We start from the raw sequence: 18,139 nt of genomic DNA on the forward strand, positions 1-18,139 counted from the left end.
TCAGACTACGATGCGCTATGGCATGCTTGGCATAGCGTCAGCAGAGACCCGCTATACGGATAGCCGCAAGGCTCGACGATGTGTCGTGGACTGAAACGACCTTCGTCGAAAGCATCACGTCCGCGGACAGGAATTCGCCGAGCCGCCCGTCGAAGCGGAACGAAAACTTGATCAATTCGATGGTGTTCCGGAAAGTCTCCCTAGGCAACTTCCCGGTCACCGTCGCCTCGATGAAGCGCTTGATCAGGCGTATCGCTCGCACACGGAACGGGACTTCTACCTTCAAGATCAGTGAACACTCGGCAAGCAGCGGATACATCCGCTTGTCGTACGCACCTTCGACGAGCCAGTGGTCCTGTTCGATGATCTTTTCGATGGCGTCGGCCATCGACTGCTCCGAGTTCTTCACATATTCTGTACTGCTCATGTCCCAGTACACGTTGTCGAATTCGTACGTGGCGATATCGAACTTGCGCGCCAGTTCCACTGCGATCGTCGTTTTCCCAGCGCCCGACGGGCCTACGATACAAACCTTCATGTTTCAGTCTCTGTTCAATCACGCACCCGACAGCTCGCACATGAAGTGTTTCAGCATGGGCAAGAAGAAATCGTGCCCACCGATCAGCGTGAATTCCACTCCAAAAAGCGGAACCCACTGGAAGCTGAATTCAATGGGCTCGCCACCGGAGCTTGAATCGACTTCGAAATACGTCCAGCGCGCCTTCATTGCAATGGCGTCGCTCACGGCGACATGCACAACGTGCCGGTGCTGAATCTCGCGTCTCCCGAATTTCCGCATCGAATAGAAGTAGTCGCCGAGGACACGCACGACTTGGGCGTCGTCGATACCACTTTCCTCGCGAAGCTCGCGTAGTGCGGCGGCTATTGGCACTTCGCCGTGGTTCATCGTGCCGGCAACTACTTGCCTTCCGGCTTCCGGGAACTTCGGCTGCGTAAAAGTAAGCAATCTATCCCGCCACGTAAGATAGACCAGTACCTTGTTGTTGATTTGCACGACGATTTCTCTGACGCCCCCGCCGTTCGAAAAGAATTCAACTAAGTTGACTGCAACACGTGAACCACTTCGCGCAAGGTATGGATTGCTTTTGATCGAAATGCGTTCGCGTTATCAAGCGGTGCGTTGTTGTCCGTCCATGCAATGGCCGCCACGCATTGCACGCCGACGTAGTAGAGAAACTCCCTGCGAGGGACCAACTCACCGTACGCCTCCTCCCAGCCCGCAGGTGCCGGTCGAAAGCTGTTCTGTTCGTCGTAGCCTTGACGAATACCTTTCCGTATGAGGTATGAGCCTCGGCGACGAATGCGCCATCCCGTTCGAATACCAGACCAAGGTTGTCGGCTCGGATGAGCTTTTCCAACGAAGATAAATCTTTCATAGGACAAGGTTCCGCATCAAGTTTCCCGAGCGTATCGAGACGACACAACAATCGATGAGTCGGCGAAGCTTACGCATCGATTTCGCCGCAGTCAAAAATGCGTAGACCGACTCCCGGCAGTTGGAATGAACGTGGACCTGATTACACGGCGCTAGACCAGCAGTGCCATCGTCGAACTCCGTGGCGGACGTCAGCCAGAGAACGTTGTCATCATCGTTTCGCAGAATTGGGACATCGGAGTGATTTGCTTTGATATCTGTGCCCGGTAAAAACTTGAGCGAATGTAAATTTCCCGAGAGCTCCTTGCCGATACTCGATGCCCAATGCCGACTTCTGAGAACAGGAGTGGCCTCGACGCAGCAGAAGAGCACTTGTTGAGACCGTATCGCGTCACGTCATGCACAGCGCCGATTCGGCAAGGCCCGTAAACGCAAAAAGGCACGGACCCTCACCGTTCGTGCCTTTTTCACCTACGAAAACGCCCGCGCTTAAAACGTATGCATCATCCCCACATACGCGCCCGTCTGCGACTCGCCCGTCATCGGGCTCGTCCCCGACGTTGCGTCGCGCGGCGTCGCGAGCAGCGAGAAGTTCGAATTCCCGCCGTTGCGCACATACGCAACCGTGCCGTACAGGAACGTGCGTTTCGACAGGTTGTACGTGGTGCCGAGCACGTACATCATCGCGTGCCCCGACGGGTCGTGCGACGCATCGCCGCCGCCGTCACCCACCTTCACGTAATAGCCGCCGCCCGTCACGGCCCACTGCGGCGTCGCCGAGTAGGTCGCGCCGAGCCAGTAATGATCGGCGCGATCGGCGACGCCGGCCGGGCTGTCCGGCGCCTGGTAGTGCGTATAGGCGCCCTGGATCTTGAACTTCGACACCTTCACGTTCGCGCCGACGAAGTACTCGCGCGACGCCGTGAAGATGTTGCTGAACTTGCCGTTGTTGTCGCGCAGCTCGTCGTAGATGCCGCGCACGTCGAGCACCGGCGAGTGGTACGAGATCATGATCCCGTCCGAGCGGCCGAAATCGTCGGCCGCGCCGTAGTTGAAGCCGCGCGACTGGTTGCCGAACGCGTATTGCGCCTGCACGTCGAAGCCGCCGATCACCGGGCTGTGATATTCGATGTTGTTGCTGCTCTGCTGCCAGTTGCGGCCCCGCACGAGCGACGCCGACGAAAACGCCTGCTGGACGAACGGATCGAATTCCCACACGCCGTCGCTGTCGATGAACAGGTTGCGGCCGGCCTGCAACTGGCCCCACGTGTTGCTCTTCAACCCGACGTACGCGCGCCGCGACCACATGCGTCCGCCGCCCGTCTGGCCGTTCATCACCTGGAACGCGGTTTCCAGATTGAACACAGTCGACATCCCGCCGCCGAGATCCTCGACGCCCTTCAACCCGAACATGCTGGTGCCCCAGTCGCCGCTTTCCGCGCTCCAGCGCGTCCCGCTGCCACCGTTCGGCTTCGCGATGTGGTTCAGGTATTCGATGCCGCCGTCGATCCGGCCGTACAGCGTGACGCTCGTCTGTGCAAGCGCGGCCGCAGGCGTGGCGGCCGCAATCAGCCATGCGAAGTATTTGAGTCGCAAAATGATGCCCCCTCGAAGTCTCGACCGTCCGACGCGCGCCCCATGCACGCGCCTCGGGTCGGCTTACCCGCGATCGAGCGAAAAACGTCCGGGGCCGGCCGCGCAGAGCGCGAGCAAGCCGCCCGAGATCGCGATGTTCTTGTAGAAATGAATCATGTTGTTGATCTGCTCGCCGCCCGTCATCGTCCAATAGTGGTGACCGATAATGGCGGTGCCGATCGTATACAGCGCAAGCAGCAGCGCGAGCGGCCGCGTCTGGAAACCGACGAGGATCGCAATCCCGACGAACAGCTCCATCACGACGGAGATCGCCGCGGACACGATCGGCGCAGGCGCGCCTTCCGAACCCATGAACGCGATCGTACCGGAGAAGTCGATAATTTTCTTCCAGCCGAACATCACGAACAGGATCACGATCAGTATTCGGGCAAGCAGCAGCAGCACATCGCGCTGGGACGCGAGAAACGGTTGATTCGGTGTCATGGTGTGATCAACGAAAACGATGCGCGCATCCGCACGCAACGGATTGCCTGTGAACCGGGGCGGACGGCCATCCGCGCCGCCCGCCCCGCTCTGCAACAACCGGCATCGGGGCCCGCCCGATGTGCTGTGCTCCTCCTCTTTTACGTTGTCGCCCTGCTTCGTCGCGTGCCGCGTCAGCGCAGCTTCGCGACGTCCTGCTCGGTCACCTTCGCGGCCGGATTGCCGAACTGCCCGGTCAGGTAGTTCGTCAACGCGGCGATCTGCGCATCCGACAACTCGTGGCGGAACGCCGGCATCCCGACGTCCTCGCTGCCGGCCTTGCGCTGCACGCCGTTCAGGATCACCTGCACGAGGTTGGTCGGATTCGGTGCGCCGACCGTCGAGTTGTGGAACAGCGGCGGGTAGTAACCGTCCTGCGTGCCCTTGCCCTGCATCTGGTGGCAGGTCGCGCAGTTGCCGAGATACAGCCGTGCCGGATCGATGCCCGACGACGCGAGCGCGACGCCGCGCAGCTTCAGGCCGTCCTCGGCCGGCTTGCCCCACGACGAGCGCGACTGCTTCGCGTCGCCGCTGGCGACGGCCGGCACCGTGCGGATGTACGTCGAGATCGCGCCGATGTCGGCTTCGGTCATCTTCGAGAAGCTGTGCTCGATCGCCTCGGCCATCGGGCCGGCCGCCTGCGCGAGGCCCGGCACGCTGCCGGTGCGCAGGTACTGGACGAGCTGCTGCTGCGTCCAGCCGCCGATCCCCGCGTTCGGGTCGGACGTGATGTTGTAGCCGTCCCAACCCGCGAGCACCGAGCCCGACAGGAAGCTGCCGCCCGTTTCGTCGAGCGACTTCTCCTGCATCGCGATGCCGCGCGGCGTGTGGCACGTGCTGCAGTGCGCGAGGCCCTGCACGAGATACGCGCCGCGGTTCCACTCGGCGCTCTGCGCCGGCTTCGGCTGGTAGACGCCGTCCTTCAGGAACAGCCAGTTCCAGATCTTCAGCGGCCAGCGCATGCTCAGCAGCGCGGGAATCTCGTTCTTCGGCGGCGCCTGCTTGACCGGTTCGACGCCGTGCATGAAGTACGCGTACAACGCCTGCACGTCGTCGTCGTTGATCTTCGCGTACGACACGTACGGCATCGCCGGGTACAGGTTGTCGCCGTTCTTCGACACGCCGTGACGCACCGCACGCTCGAAGTCGTCGAACGTCCAGTTGCCGATGCCCGTATCGGGGTCGGGCGTGATGTTGCTCGTATAGATCTTGCCGAGCATCGGCACCGGCATGCCGAGGCCGCCCGCGAACGGCTTGCCGCCCTTCGCGGTGTGGCACGCCATGCAGTCGCCGGCGACCGCGAGATATTCGCCGCGCTTGACCTGCGCCGGATCGGCCGAATCCGCCGCGCGTGCGAGGCCGGGCAGCGCGAGGCAGCCGGCGAGGAGGAAGGTGAGAGTAGATTTCCGCACGGTCAGACTTCCTTCTTCAGCGTGTCCGACATCCGCAGCGCGAGCGCCGCGATCGTCAGCGTCACGTTCACCGTACCGACGGTCGGCATCGTCGAGCTGCTCGAGATGAACAGGTTCGGATGGTCGAACGTGCGGCAGTCCTTGTCGACGACCGAGTCGCGTGCATCCGCGCCCATGATCGTCGCGCCCGTGATGTGGTTGTTCGGCGCGAACTCGTCGTTGAAGACGACGTCGGTGCCGCCGAGCACCTTCGCGGCCGTCGCGTAGACCTCGCGCGTGTGCACGGCGCCGCGCTTCACGTAATCGTCGATCGCATACGTGATCTCGGGGCGCGGGATGCCGATCGCGTCGGTGGCCGTCTTGCTCGGCACGATGCGGTTCTCGGGTTGCGGCAGGATTTCGTGGAAGCAGTCGAACTGCACGTAGCGTGCGGAACGGTCGCGGATCTGCGCGTCGAGCTCCTCGTGCTTCATCAGCTTGCCGGCCTTGAAGATCTTCTGCGTCTCCTGATTGATGCGCGACATGTTCGACAGGTGGATCTTCTTCGCGGCTTCGGTCGCGCGGAACGGGCCGTCGCGGAAACCGATCAGCGACGTCATCTCCTGCGGGCCGCGGCCCGGCCACAGCTTCTCGTTCGCGTAGAACGACACGCCGGTGCCCGGGTGGTCCATCAGGTTGCGCCCGACCATGTCGGAGCTGTTCGCGACGCCGTTCGGGAAATCGCGGTTCGCGGACATCAGCAGGATCTTCGGCGTCTCGATGCCGTTCGCGGCGAGCACGAAGTACTTGCCCTCGACGCGATGGTCGGCGCCCGTCTTGTCCTTGTAGATCGCGGCGACGATGCGCTTGTCCGGCCCGGTCTCGAGCTTGTAGACGACCGCGCTGTCGATCAGCTTCGCGCCGGCCTGCTCGGCCTTCTCGACGTGGACGATGCCGTTGTACATCGCACCGATCGGGCAGATCGGCATGCAATTGTTGTTCCCGCAACAGGTCGGCCGGCCGTCGTACGGGCGGCTGTTGCGCGCGACGGGCTCGGTCACCACGTGGAACTTCGGGTCATAGCCGTTGAGCGCGCTCTTGATGGTCTGCTCGTTGAACGACAACGGCAGCGGCGGCATCGGATACGCCTGCTTGCGCGGCGAGTACAGGTCTTCCTCGGGGCCCGGGCCCCACACGCCGAGTTCTTCCTCGGCACGCTGATAGTAATGCTCGAGGTCGTCGTACTGGATCGGCCAGTCGCGGGCGACGCCGTACACGGTCTTCATCTTGAAGTCGTTCGGGATGAAGCGCCATGCCGACGCGGCCCAGTGCCACGTCGTGCCGCCCACCGCGCGGATGTACTGCGAGTTGAACTTGTGCTCGCCCTTCAGAATCAGGTAGTCGTTCGGCGGGCCGTACTCCGGATGCGGAGCCCACGGGCTCGACGGATACGGCGCCATGAAATCGGTCTTGTCCGGCTGATTGCGAAAGCGCTCGACGATTTCCCAGCGCGGCATGCGCGGGCCGGCTTCCAGGAGGATCACGGACTTGCCCGCCATCGCGAGCTGGTGCGCAACGATCGCGCCGGCGACACCCGAACCGACGACGACGATGTCGGCTTTTTGCGTATCGGTATCGGCCATCAGGCTTGCCTCTCGGTCGGTTTTTCGGCCCAGAAGCCGGGTTTGTTGGGGCAATACGAAGGGATCACGAGCGTATCGGACACCACGCTGAACATTAATGCTTCTTCGTAGGTAATCACGACGTTGTCGACGATGCCGAGATACCACGCGCCGAGAATCGTCAGTGCGAGCGATTCCTGGTCGGGATTCAGCGAGCCGGATGCGAGCGCACCGGCGAGTTGCGGCAGGCTGTCGGCCGTCTTGAACGAGCCCTTCTGCAATGCCTGCAGATAGCGCTGGCCGGTCACGCGGCTCAGCCCTTTCTTGCCGGTCAATGCTTCGGAAAGCGTCATGAACGTATCGAGCGGCGCGGTGCCGGGATCGTCGGCCAAGGCCCGCAACGCCAGCGAGCCCGTGAGGCCCGCCGCCGTCAGCGCCAGTGCGCCCTGCAGCCATTGACGCCGCGTGATGCCGGTTGCGGCTGCGTCGTTGTCACGACGCGAGTGGGGGGTGTTGTCGTTGTGCATGTTTCCTTCTCTCGAACACCGGATTCGGGAAAACCACGCTTGATATTTCTCAAACATTGGCGCGGACCTGCAATGTACGCGCACAAACCGGATCAAACAATCTTTTTATAGTCCATTTAATGTTCCGCAATCCGTGACAATCGACATTTCGCTGCATTTTTGTGTCGTCGACGCGACAAGTCCGTGGCACGCCCGCCCGTGTCGCGCGCCGACGACACGCTGCACGCCGCGCTGCGCACGCATGACGGTCGGTTAGAATCCCGTGCAATCAAACAGAAAGCTTCCCTCCGAGGGCAATCGAGCGATGAAGCAGCGCGACAAACACAACAAAGAAACGCATCGAACCAATCACACTACCCGGCTGCTCTGGCGCATCGGCGCCGTCGCGGCGCTCGCCGGCATCGCGGCCGTATCGCTGCATGCGGGCGCGGCGCGCACGGTGAGCGTGTCGCCGCAAGGCACCGTCACCGAAGTCCGGCAGAGCGTCGTCAAGTTCGACGAGCCGATGGTCGCCTTCGGCTCGGCCTCCGCGCCGAATCCGGCGCGCGTGACCTGCAACGATTCGGCGGCCGCACGCGGCCAGGGCCACTGGCTCGACGACAAGACCTGGGTTTACGATTTCGAAAGCGACCTGCCGCCCGGCGTACGCTGCGCGGTCGCGCTCAACGACACGCTGCGTTCGGTCGCCGGCAATGCGCCCAGCGGCCCGCGTCGCTTCACGTTCCAGACGGGCGGCCCGTTTCCGGTGTCGGTGCGCCCCGGCTCTCGCGAGATCGAGGAGCGGCAGGTCTTCGTGATGAAGCTGAACGGCCCGGCCGAGCCGCGCTCGGCGCTCGCGAACATCTGGTGCGAAGCGTCCGGCATCGGCAACCGCATTCCCGTCACGGCCGCCGACGACGCCACGCGCAACGCGCTGCTCGATCATTTCGGGTTGAAGAAAGAGGCGGCGCGCGTGCTGACGCTGTCGTGCTCGCAGGCGCTGCCGGCGAGCGCGAAGATGCAGCTCGTATACGGCAAGGGCGTCGCGAGCCCGAGCGGCATCGCGAACGAAACCGAACGGCGCTTCGATTTCACCGTGCGCGCACCGTTCGCCGCAAGCTTCTCGTGCGAACGCGAGAACGCGAAGGCGCCCTGCACGCCGCTGCGCCCGCTCACGCTGTCGTTCAACGCCCCGATCTCGCGCAAGCAGGCCGAAGCGATCAAGCTGCGCGGCCCCGACGGTTCGCTGTCGCCCACCTTCGCCGCCGACGATCACAGCGAGGAAGTGACGACCGTCACGTTCAACCCGCCGCTGCCGGCTCAGGCCGGCCTGACCATCGAGCTGCCGTCGGGCCTGCGCGACGTGACCGACCGGCCACTGTCCAACGCCGATCTGTTCCCGCTCGCGACGCGCACCGCGCCGATGCCGCCGCTCGCGAAATTCTCGTCGGGCACCTTCGGGATCGTCGAGCGCTTCGCCGAACCCGATACGCCCGCGCTGGTGCCCGTCACGCTGCGCAACGTCGAGGCCGACCTGCATATTGCCGGCCTCAATGCAGGCGGCGCGCAATTCGCGAACCTGAAGGTCGAGAACGACACCGCGATCCGCCAATGGATGCGCACCGTCGATCGCTTCGACAACTGGTCGATGACGGCCGGCTCGATCGACGACCAGATGCCCGGCCTGCTCGAACGCAAGGGCCAACACCCCGTCTACGTGCCGCTCCAGGCCGGCGAAAAGCAGCCCGCGCCGCAGAACCGCCGCATCGACGTGCGCTCGCTGTCGCTGCTGACGGGTGAGCCCGGCGCGCAGGTGCTGACGCTGCCGAAGGCCGACCCGAAGACGCTGCGCCCGTTCGAAGTGGTCGGCGTGCCGATCGACAAGCCCGGCTTCTACGTGCTCGAACTTGCGTCGCCCGCGCTCGGCCGCTCGCTGCTCGCGAAGCCGTCGAGCATGTACGTGCGCACCACCGTGCTCGTCACGAACCTCGGCGTGCACCTGAAGCAGGGCCGCGAGAACAACCTCGTCTGGGTCACGACGCTCGACAAGGGCAAGCCGGTGCCGAACGCGCAGATCCGCGTGTCCGACTGCAACGGCGACGAAATCGCGGCCGGCAAGACCGACGCGCAGGGCCTGCTGAAGATCGACGGGCCGTTCGAGCCGAAGCGCGCGTGCAGTTCGTCGGAACAGCGCTTCGACGACTACTTCGTCTCGGCCCGCGTCGACGATCCGAAGACGGGCCCCGACATGGCGTTCGTCAGTTCGGGCTGGAACCGCGGGATCGAATCGTGGCGCTTCAACGTGCCGACCGACGCCGACAGCGCGCCGACCGTGCGCGCGCATACGGTGTTCGACCGCACGCTGCTGCGCGCCGGCGAAACCGTGTCGATGAAGCATTTCATCCGCACCGAGACGCTGCAGAGCCTCGCGTTCCCGTCGCAATACCCGACGCGCATGACGATCCGCCATCTCGGCACGGGCCAGACCTACAAGCTGCCGCTCACGTGGGCAGCCGACCACACCGCGGACTCGCAGTTCACGCTGCCGGCCGCCGCGAAGCTCGGCGAGTACAGCGTCGAACTCCAAGGCGGCCCGGAAGACGCGCCGACCGCCACTTACTACAGCGGCAGCTTCCGCGTCGAGGCGTTCCGCCTGCCGGTGCTGAAAGGCTCGATCGGCGCGCGCGACGCGCAGAAGAGCCCGCTCGTCGCCGTGAAGGAAGCACCGCTCGCGGTGCAGATCGACTACGTGTCGGGCGGCGGCGCATCGAACCTGCCCGTGCAGGTGTCGGCACTGATGAAATGGGCGTCGCCGCCGTTCGCGGATCGCTTCGAGGAATTCAGCTTCACGCCATATCGCCCCGACACGAGCGACGGCAACGCCGACGACGATGCGCAGGACGGCGACAACGCGTCGTCGTCGAACAACAACGATCCCGACGCGACGAAGCTGATCGCCGACAAGCTGCCGCTGACGCTCGACCGCAATGGCGCGGGCTCGGTCACGCTCAAGGGCCTGCCGGACGTCGACGCACCGAAGCGCATCGCGCTGGAGGCGACCTTCGCGGATCCGAACGGCGAAGTGCAGACGATTCGCGGCGACACGATCCTGTGGCCGGCCGCGGTGGTGGCCGGCATCAAGGCCGGCCGGTGGGTGTCGGTCGGCCAGCGCGTGCCGGTGCAGGCCCTGGCGGTCGACCTGCAGGGCAAGCCGCGCGCGTCGGTGCCGATCGAGATCAAGGGGGTCGCGCGCATCACGACGTCGTCGCGCAAGCGGATGGTCGGCGGCTTCTATGCGTACGACAACAAGAGCGACACGCGCGACCTCGGCGTGCTGTGCTCGGGCAAGACCGACGACAAGGGCCGCATGGCCTGCGACGCGACGCTCGAGCAGGCCGGCAACGTGCAGCTGATCGCGGTCGCGAAGGACGGCGACGGCCGCACGTCGAATGCATCGACGTCGGTATGGGTCACGCGCGAGGACGAACTCTGGTTCGGCGGCGACAACACCGACCGGATCGACGTGATCCCCGAGAAAACCTCGTACGAGCCGGGCGAAACGGCCCGCTTCCAGGTGAGGATGCCGTTCCGCTACGCGACCGCGCTCGTCGCGGTCGAGCGCGGCGGCGTGATGGAAACGCACATCGTCGAGCTGAACGGCAAGAACCCGACCGTCGACCTGAAGGTCGGCGAATCGTGGGGGCCGAACGTCTACGTGTCGGTGCTCGCGTTGCGCGGCCGGATTCGCGAGGTGCCGTGGTACTCGTTCTTCACGTGGGGCTGGAAGGCGCCGGTCGAATGGGCGCGCGCGTTCTGGCGCGAAGGCCGCCATTATGAGGCGCCGACCGCGTTCGTCGACCTGTCAAAGCCCGCGTTCCGCTACGGCCTCGGCGAGATCAAGGTCGGCACGGGCGTTCACCGCCTCGGCGTGACCGTGACGACCGACGCGACGCGCTACACGGTACGCAGCAAGGCGCAGGCGCACGTGAAGGTCACGCTGCCGAACGGCCAGCCCGCGCCGGCCGGCACGCAGATCGCACTCGCGGCCGTCGATGAAGCGCTGCTCGAACTGATGCCGAACAACAGTTGGGACCTGCTCGACGCGATGCTGCGCCGGCGTGCGTACGGCGTCGAGACGGCCACCGCGCAGATGGAAATCGTCGGCCGCCGCCACTTCGGCCGCAAGGCCGTGCCGGCCGGCGGCGGCGGGGGCAGCGCGCCGACCCGCGAGCTGTTCGACACGCTGCTGCTGTGGAACCCGCGCGTGACGCTCGACGCCAATGGCAGCGCAACCGTCGAGGTGCCGCTGAACGACGCGCTCACGCGCTTCCGGATCGTCGCGATCGCGGCGGTCGGCCCCGACCGTTTCGGCACGGGCAGCACGTCGATCCGCAGCACGCAGGATCTGCAACTGATCTCCGGCCTGCCGCCGCTCGTGCGCGAAGGCGACGCGTTCCGCGCGCAGGTCACGCTGCGCAACACGACCGACCGCGCGATGCAGGTCGTCGTGACGCCGCGCGTGACGGGCCTCGACGTCGCACCGCAAACCGTGTCGCTGGCGGCGAATGCGGCGACCGAAGTCGCGTGGACGATCACCGTGCCCGAGCAGGCGCTCGATGCGGCCGGTGCGCTGAACTGGCGCATCGAGGCGGCCGAGCAAGGCGGCAAGCGCGCGTCCGACGCGCTGGCCGTCGCGCAGAAGGTCGTGCCCGCGCTGCCGGTAACCGTGCAGCAGGCGACGCTCGCGCAGGTCGACGGCACGCTGACGGTGCCCGTGTCGGCCCCGGCCGGCGCGGTGAGCAACGCACAGGGTGCACCGCGCGGCGGCATCGCCGTATCGCTGCAGTCGAAGCTCGCCGACGGCCTGCCCGGCGTGCGGCGCTGGTTCGAGCGCTATCCGTACCGCTGCCTCGAACAGCAGACGTCGCGTGCAATCGGGCTGCGCGACCCCGCGCAATGGCAGGCGCTGATCGCGCGCATGCCCGTCTACCTCGACAGCGACGGCCTGGCGAGCTACTTCCCGCCGTCGTCGGACGATTCACACTACGGCAGCCCGACGCTGTCGTCGTATCTGCTCGTGGTATCCGACGAAGCCAGCCGTCTCGATCCGCGCTTCGCACTGCCGGAAGACCTGCGCACGCAGCTCGAAGCCGGGCTCGCGCGCTTCGTCGACGGCCGCCTCGAGCGCAACGCGTGGGCGCCGCGCCAGGATCGCGACCTGCGCAAGCTCGCCGCGATCGAGGCGCTGTCGCGCTACGGCGCCGCGCAGGGCCGCATGCTCGGTTCGATCGAGATCGCGCCGAACCAGTGGCCGACGTCGGCGGTGATCGACTATCACGCGATCCTGACGCGCGTGAAGGACATCCCGCAACGCGACGAGAAACGCGCGCAGGTCGACCAGATCCTGCGGGCGCGCCTGACCTACCAGGGCACGCAGCTCGTGTTCTCGACCGCGCGCGACGACGACCTGTGGTGGCTGATGACCAGCAACGAGACCAACGCCGCCCGTCTCGCGCTGGAATTCGCCGGCGACCCGGCGTGGAAGGACGAAATGCCGCGCGTGACGGCCGGCCTGCTCGCGCTGCAACGCCAGGGCGCATGGCAGACGACGACGTCGAACGCGCTCGGCCTGCTCGCGGTCGAACGCTTCTCGCGGACCTACGAGAGCACGCCGGTCGCCGGCGCGACGAAGGTTGCGCTCGGCGGCGACGCGCGTTCGATCTCGTGGTCGCAGGCGGCATCGGCCGCGCCCGCCGATACGCCCGCGTCGGCTACTCCCGCGACCCGCGCGGCCGCCGCGCGCAGCGTGCTGCTGCCGTGGCCGCGTGCGTCGCAGGGGCCGGCCACGCTGTCGGTCACGCAGGACGGCACCGGCCGCCCGTGGGCGACCGTCGAAAGTCTCGCGGCCGTGCCGCTGCGCTCGCCGTTCGCGGCCGGCTACCGGATCACGAAGACCGTCACGCCCGTGTCGCCCGCCGTCAAGGGCGTGCTGACGCGCGGCGACGTCGTGCGCGTGCATCTCGACATCGATGCGCAGAGCGACATGACGTGGGTCGCCGTCAACGATCCGATCCCGGCCGGTGCGACGATCCTCGGGTCGGGCCTCGGCCGCGATTCCGAAGCCGCGACGCAGGACGAGAAAACGCCGGACGGCGCGTGGCCGACGTTCATCGAGCGCGACTTCGACGGCTACCGCGCGTACTACGACTATTTGCCGAAGGGTAAATTCTCGGTCGAGTACACGGTGCGGCTGAACAACGTCGGCACGTTCGGACTGCCGCCGACGCGCGTCGAGGCGCTGTATGCGCCGTCCGTGTACGGCCTGTGGCCGAACCCGCCGATGACCGTGAAGCCGGCCGACGCGGGCAAGTGACGAGACCGCGATGATGGATCTGGCTTTGCCGTGGCCGGCGCGTTTCGCCGGCCGCGTATTCGTCGCCGTCGTGCTGGCCGCGCCGCTCGTCGCGCATGCCCTACCCGGCTACGACGACGTGCGTCGCAACTGGCGCAGCTCCGACTGGGTGCTGCTCGCCCGCGACGGCACGCCGCTGCAGCGCACGCGCATCGACGTCACCGAACGGCGCGGCGAATGGGTGTCGCTCGCCGACGTATCGCCCGCGTTCCGCGAGGCGATCGTCGTGTCCGAGGACAAGCGCTTCTACGAACACAGCGGCGTCGACTGGCGCGGCATTGCCGGCGCCGCGTGGGGCAACCTGTGGAATGAACGCACGCGCGGCGCGTCGACCGTCACGATGCAGCTCGCGGGCTTGCTCAGCGATTCGCCGCGCCGCTCGGGCCAGCGCTCGCTGCCGCAGAAGGCCACGCAGGCCGTGAATGCGCTGTGGCTCGAACGCAGCTGGCGCAAGGACCAGATCCTCGAGGCCTACCTGAACCTGGTGCCGTTCCGCGGCGAAACGATCGGGCTCGGCGCGCTGTCGCAGGTGCTGTTCGGCAAGGCGCCGTCGGGCCTCGATGCACGCGAGGCCGCGATCGCGGCCGCACTCGTGCGTGCGCCCAATGCGGCGCCGGCGAAGATCGCCGAGCGCGCGTGCCGGATCCTGCGCGACATGCATGCGGCGCAGGCGTGCGCGTCGCTCGACGGCTACGTGCAGCTCGTCACGGCGCGCCCGGCCAACGCCGTGCGTAACGACATCACGGCGGACGGCGCCGCCCTCGCCCCGCATTTCGCGAGGCGCATCGCGGCCGAGGTCAAGCCGGCGGCCGGCGCGCAGGTCCGCACGACGCTCGATGCGCGGCTGCAGCGCTTCGCACGCGACGCGCTGATGCGCGCGCTGACCGAACTCAACGCGCCCGCGCACCGGCGCAACGTGCAGGACGGCGCGGTGGTCGTGATCGACAACGCGACCGGCGAGATTCGCGCGTGGGTCGGCTCGTCGGAGGCGCTGTCGAGCGCGCGCGACGTCGACGCCGTGCTCGCGCCGCGCCAGGCCGGCTCGACGCTCAAGCCGTTCCTCTATGCGCAGGCGCTCGACGAAAAACGGCTGACGGCCGCGTCGCTGCTCGACGATGCGCCGATCAACCTCGCCGCCGGCGGCGGCCTGTACATTCCGCAGAACTACGACAAGGATTTCAAGGGCTGGGTAAGCGTGCGCAGCGCGCTCGGCGGCTCGTTGAACGTGCCGGCCGTGCGCACGCTGGTGCTCGTCACGCCGCATCGCTTCGCGCGCACGCTGACCGCACTCGGCCTGCCGCTCGCGCAGGAAGGCGATTACTACGGCTTCAGCCTCGCGCTCGGCAGTGCGGACGTCACGCTGCTGTCGCTGACCAATGCATACCGCGCGCTCGCGAACGGCGGCGTCGCGCGCAAGGTCGTCGACCTGCCGCCTGCGGCATCGACGGCCGCCTCCGGTGCATCGTCGCCCGCGCGAACGAACGCCGGCACGCGCGTGTTCAGCGAGGCAGCCAGCTTCGTCGTCACCGACATTCTGTCCGACAACAACGCGCGCGTGCGCACGTTCGGCTTCGACAACCCGCTCGCGACGCGCTTCTTCTCGGCGGTCAAGACCGGCACGAGCAAGGACATGCGCGACAACTGGACCATCGGTTTCACGTCACGCTATACGGTCGGCGTGTGGGTCGGCAATGCGGACGGCTCGCCGATGTGGGACGTGTCGGGCGTCACGGGTGCGTCGCCCGTGTGGTCGGCCGTCGTCGGCTATCTGCACCGCGACCTGCCGAGCCGTGCGCCGCACGCGCCGGCCGGCGTCGAGACGCGCCGCATCACGTTCGAGCGCGACATCGAGCCGGCGCGCAACGAGTGGTTCATCGCGGGCACGGCGGTCGACACGATTCGGCTCGCGGCGCCCGTCGCGCCGGGCAAGGACGGCGCGCGTGCACCGCCGACGATCGGCGCGCCGACCGACGGCACGATCTTCGCGATCGACCCGGACATTCCGCCGAAGAACCAGCGGATCTGGTTCGAACGCTCCGCCGGCCACGCGACGAAATTCGCGTGGCGGCTCGACGACAAGGTGATCGGGCATGCCGACCGCGTCGCGTGGCTACCGTGGCCCGGCCGGCACCGGCTGGAACTCGTCGATGCGCGCGGCAACGTCGCGGATGCGATCGGCTTCGAGGTGCGCGGCGCGTTCGCGAAGCCGGCCGCGCGCAAGCCCTGAGCCGGCAGGGCCGGCCTTACTGGCTGGCCGTATTCGCCTTCGGCGGCTGAGCGGAGAAGTCGAGTGCCGGCGCGGTCGAGATCGCCGCTTCGTTCGCGACGCTGAAATTCGGGCGGGGCTGATAGCCGAAGAGCTTCGCGATCAGGACATCCGGGAACTGGCGAATTTGCACGTTGTAGTGCTGCACCGTCTTGATGTAGCGGCCGCGCGCGACCGCGATGCGGTTCTCGGTGCCTTCGAGCTGCGTCTGCAGATTGCGGAACGCTTCGTTCGCCTTCAGCTCCGGGTAGCGCTCGGACACTACCATCAGCCGGTTCAGCGCGCCCGACAGTTCGCCCTGGCGCTGGTCGAACGCCGCGAGCGCGGCCGGATCCCTCGCCATCTCCGGCGTCATCTGCACGCTGCCCACGCGTGCGCGGGCCGACGCCACCTCGGTCAGTACGCGTTCCTCGTGAGACGCATAGCCCTTCACCGACGCGGCGAGGTTCGGCACGAGATCGGCTCGGCGCTGGTACTGGTTCAGCACTTCGGACCACGCGGCATTGATGTCCTCGTCGGACGCCTGGATCGCGTTATAGCCGCACCCCGCGAGCGGAGCCAGCACGCAGCACATGAACAGGGTTCGAAACCATTTCATTATGGGTGACTTCCGGTTGAACGCTCCGGACGGAGCGGTAGTAAAAAAACGTGGCTTGCACGGGCGTGGCGGTTACCAGCGGCCGGACGCGCCGCCGCCGCCGCTCGAACCGCCTCCGCCGCGAAACGAATCAGACGAGCCGGAACTGGACGAGGGCCACTTGAAGCCCGACGACGTCGAGGACGACGGAGACGACGAACTGCCGCCCGTCAGTTTGTCGACGATCCAAAGGATCGCCACCAGCACGCAGAACACCGCGACCAGCACTTCACCCGGCGAATATCCCATCAGATGCCCGATCCCGATCAGCGCCAGCAACGTCCCGCCGATGATCGCCGTGTACTTGCGGATGCTTGCGGATCGGACGAGACCGATGCCGAGCAGCCAAGCCGCGACGCCGATGCCGGTCGGAACGAACGCGAGGGCCGCCAGGATCACGTCGAGCTTGCCGTCGAAGATCGCGCCGACCGGCAACATCACGATCGGTGCGATTGTCGCAACGAGATAGCTGGCTGGAAGCATGATCTGCCAGCGCAGCTTGCGCCTCTCGGTCACGACGCCCAGCGCGACATTGGCCAGCCCGAGCAGCAGCCAGAATGTGAAACTGCCGTAGTCGACCGGCGGCTTATCGAGCAATCCGTTCGACAGTCGCCTTTCGGCGCGGGGCGCGACGTCGGCCGCCTCGTCACCGCGTCGCGCATCGGTCGACGCCGCCATTTCCGGTGGCATCATCTCGCGCGCCAGCGCAGCGACCGCGTCGCTCACGCCGGTTTCGATGCGATTCTCGCGAAACGCGGGCACGATCTGCTCGCGGATGATGCGGCCCGCGATGATGTCTGGAATCGCCCCTTCGAGCCCGTAGCCGACCTCGATCCGCACGGTACGGTCGTTGAGCGCGGCGACGAGCAGCAGGCCGTTGTCGATCTGGCTCTGGCCGAGCCTCCAGTGTTCGAATACGTTGGTCGCGAACTGCTCGATCGTCGACTGCCCGGTCGAGCCGACTAGCAGCACGGCCAGTTGTACGCCAAGCCGTTGCTCGAGCGCGGTGAGTCGATCGGTCAGTTCAGCCGCGCAGACGGCGCTCAGCGCGCCGGTGAGATCCGTCACGCGACCTTTCAGCGGCGGGGCGGCTTCGGGGTGGCCGGCGACGGGATAGGCGGCCGCTGCAGCCACGTGCGTGCAGGCCGATGGTCCCGCGATCGACGGCTCGTCGGCCGACGATGCGGCGATGGCAATGCTGTCCGCATCTGCCGGCGCGGCAAGGGCTGCGCCGCCGAACAGCGACGCCGCGCCCGCCAGCATGGCCGCCGCCAGCGCGTTCCGCATGCCGGATCGGCCGGTCAAGCTGCTGGGCCGCGTGGATCGGGAAAGGTCGTTGCGGGACGTGCGTGCCCGCGATGCCTGATCGCCATCGCGTCCCCCCGGGCACGGCCGGCCCATCTGTCGTTTGAAGTTCATGTCGGAAACGGCACGCCGGCTCTCCCGTGCTCTCATGGTTTTATTCGTTCCGCAGCATAACCAATTGCGAAGGGAACTGAAAGGTTTCCGGCCGAGTTCCGGATCCAATCATTTCAATATGCCGTCGTATCGTCCCGATGCGGGTGCATACGTCACAAAGCGGTCGTCTTACGCGGTTTCAATCAGTAACCTGCCACACGCGGTGCATTCGTACACCGTTCGTTCCAGGCCTAGAAAGCGTGTATGCAAGTGATCATGGAGCACGTTGCCGAGATCGAGCCGAAGATCAATGTAATCACTAACCCCGGCTCACGAGCCAATCGGACGTGCCACCCTGCTGCGCGGCCACGACATAGCTTTGCAACTCACTCA

Annotated in this window: 11 protein-coding genes; 2 read left to right on the forward strand and 9 right to left on the reverse strand. The window is 66.3% G+C overall.

Annotated elements, in window-relative coordinates:
* Window positions 1-37 precede the first annotated feature (37 nt).
* The 7 genes from CFB46_RS27080 to CFB46_RS27110 all read right to left on the reverse strand — a co-directional run bounded on the left by CFB46_RS27080 (window position 38) and on the right by CFB46_RS27110 (window position 7,054).
* A complete protein-coding gene (locus CFB46_RS27080) occupies window positions 38-538 on the reverse strand; it encodes an NB-ARC domain-containing protein (RefSeq protein ID WP_089501870.1) in 501 nt (166 codons plus the stop codon).
* 18 nt (window positions 539-556) lie between these two features.
* Complete coding sequence (locus CFB46_RS27085; RefSeq protein WP_089501871.1) at window positions 557-1,015, reverse strand: NUDIX hydrolase; 459 nt, start codon at window positions 1,013-1,015, stop codon at window positions 557-559.
* Window positions 1,016-1,885: 870 nt separating this feature from the next.
* The gene (locus CFB46_RS27090; RefSeq protein ID WP_027780830.1) at window positions 1,886-2,992 is read right to left on the reverse strand and encodes a porin; all 1,107 of its coding nucleotides are present in this window, start codon (window positions 2,990-2,992) and stop codon (window positions 1,886-1,888) included.
* Between the two features lie 63 nt (window positions 2,993-3,055).
* Complete coding sequence (locus CFB46_RS27095; RefSeq protein ID WP_089501872.1) at window positions 3,056-3,475, reverse strand: DoxX family protein; 420 nt, start codon at window positions 3,473-3,475, stop codon at window positions 3,056-3,058.
* A 173-nt stretch (window positions 3,476-3,648) separates the two neighbouring features.
* Window positions 3,649-4,926 carry a cytochrome c gene (locus CFB46_RS27100; RefSeq protein WP_089501873.1) on the reverse strand — a complete coding sequence of 426 codons (1,278 nt, stop codon included), beginning with the start codon at window positions 4,924-4,926 and terminating at the stop codon, window positions 3,649-3,651.
* 2 nt (window positions 4,927-4,928) lie between these two features.
* Window positions 4,929-6,548, reverse strand: a complete 1,620-nt coding sequence (locus tag CFB46_RS27105) for a GMC family oxidoreductase (RefSeq protein ID WP_027780833.1) — start codon at window positions 6,546-6,548, stop codon at window positions 4,929-4,931.
* The gene (locus tag CFB46_RS27110; protein ID WP_089501874.1) at window positions 6,548-7,054 is read right to left on the reverse strand and encodes a sugar dehydrogenase complex small subunit; all 507 of its coding nucleotides are present in this window, start codon (window positions 7,052-7,054) and stop codon (window positions 6,548-6,550) included. The genes CFB46_RS27105 and CFB46_RS27110 overlap by 1 nt, the downstream gene beginning before the upstream one ends.
* 304 nt (window positions 7,055-7,358) lie before the next feature.
* Here CFB46_RS27110 and CFB46_RS27115 point away from each other — a divergent pair, with 304 nt between their 5' ends.
* Complete coding sequence (locus CFB46_RS27115; protein ID WP_089501875.1) at window positions 7,359-13,406, forward strand: alpha-2-macroglobulin family protein; 6,048 nt, start codon at window positions 7,359-7,361, stop codon at window positions 13,404-13,406.
* A gap of 10 nt (window positions 13,407-13,416) precedes the next feature.
* Window positions 13,417-15,672: a penicillin-binding protein 1C gene (gene pbpC / locus CFB46_RS27120; protein ID WP_089501876.1), complete on the forward strand. Its 2,256-nt coding sequence runs from the start codon at window positions 13,417-13,419 to the stop codon at window positions 15,670-15,672.
* 16 nt (window positions 15,673-15,688) lie between these two features.
* Here pbpC and CFB46_RS27125 read toward each other — a convergent pair whose 3' ends face one another.
* On the reverse strand, window positions 15,689-16,309 hold the full coding sequence (locus CFB46_RS27125) for a LemA family protein (RefSeq protein WP_089501877.1): 621 nt from the start codon (window positions 16,307-16,309) through the stop codon (window positions 15,689-15,691).
* 72 nt (window positions 16,310-16,381) lie between these two features.
* On the reverse strand, window positions 16,382-17,875 hold the full coding sequence (locus CFB46_RS27130) for a TPM domain-containing protein (RefSeq protein ID WP_143751673.1): 1,494 nt from the start codon (window positions 17,873-17,875) through the stop codon (window positions 16,382-16,384).
* Window positions 17,876-18,139: the final 264 nt, after the last annotated feature.

It is taken from the genome of Burkholderia sp. HI2761, from assembly GCF_002223355.1.
Classification (GTDB): domain Bacteria; phylum Pseudomonadota; class Gammaproteobacteria; order Burkholderiales; family Burkholderiaceae; genus Burkholderia.

Bases quoted from the DNA above. Each gene is read 5' to 3' on its own strand.
- CFB46_RS27080 (WP_089501870.1), bottom strand. From the start codon at position 538: ATGAAGGTTTGTATCGTAGGCCCGTCGGGCGCTGGGAAAACGACGATC.
- CFB46_RS27095 (WP_089501872.1), bottom strand. From the start codon at position 3,475: ATGACACCGAATCAACCGTTTCTCGCGTCCCAGCGCGATGTGCTGCTG.
- CFB46_RS27105 (WP_027780833.1), bottom strand. From the start codon at position 6,548: ATGGCCGATACCGATACGCAAAAAGCCGACATCGTCGTCGTCGGTTCG.
- CFB46_RS27110 (WP_089501874.1), bottom strand. From the start codon at position 7,054: ATGCACAACGACAACACCCCCCACTCGCGTCGTGACAACGACGCAGCC.
- CFB46_RS27115 (WP_089501875.1), top strand. From the start codon at position 7,359: ATGAAGCAGCGCGACAAACACAACAAAGAAACGCATCGAACCAATCAC.
- pbpC (WP_089501876.1), top strand. From the start codon at position 13,417: ATGATGGATCTGGCTTTGCCGTGGCCGGCGCGTTTCGCCGGCCGCGTA.
- CFB46_RS27125 (WP_089501877.1), bottom strand. From the start codon at position 16,309: ATGAAATGGTTTCGAACCCTGTTCATGTGCTGCGTGCTGGCTCCGCTC.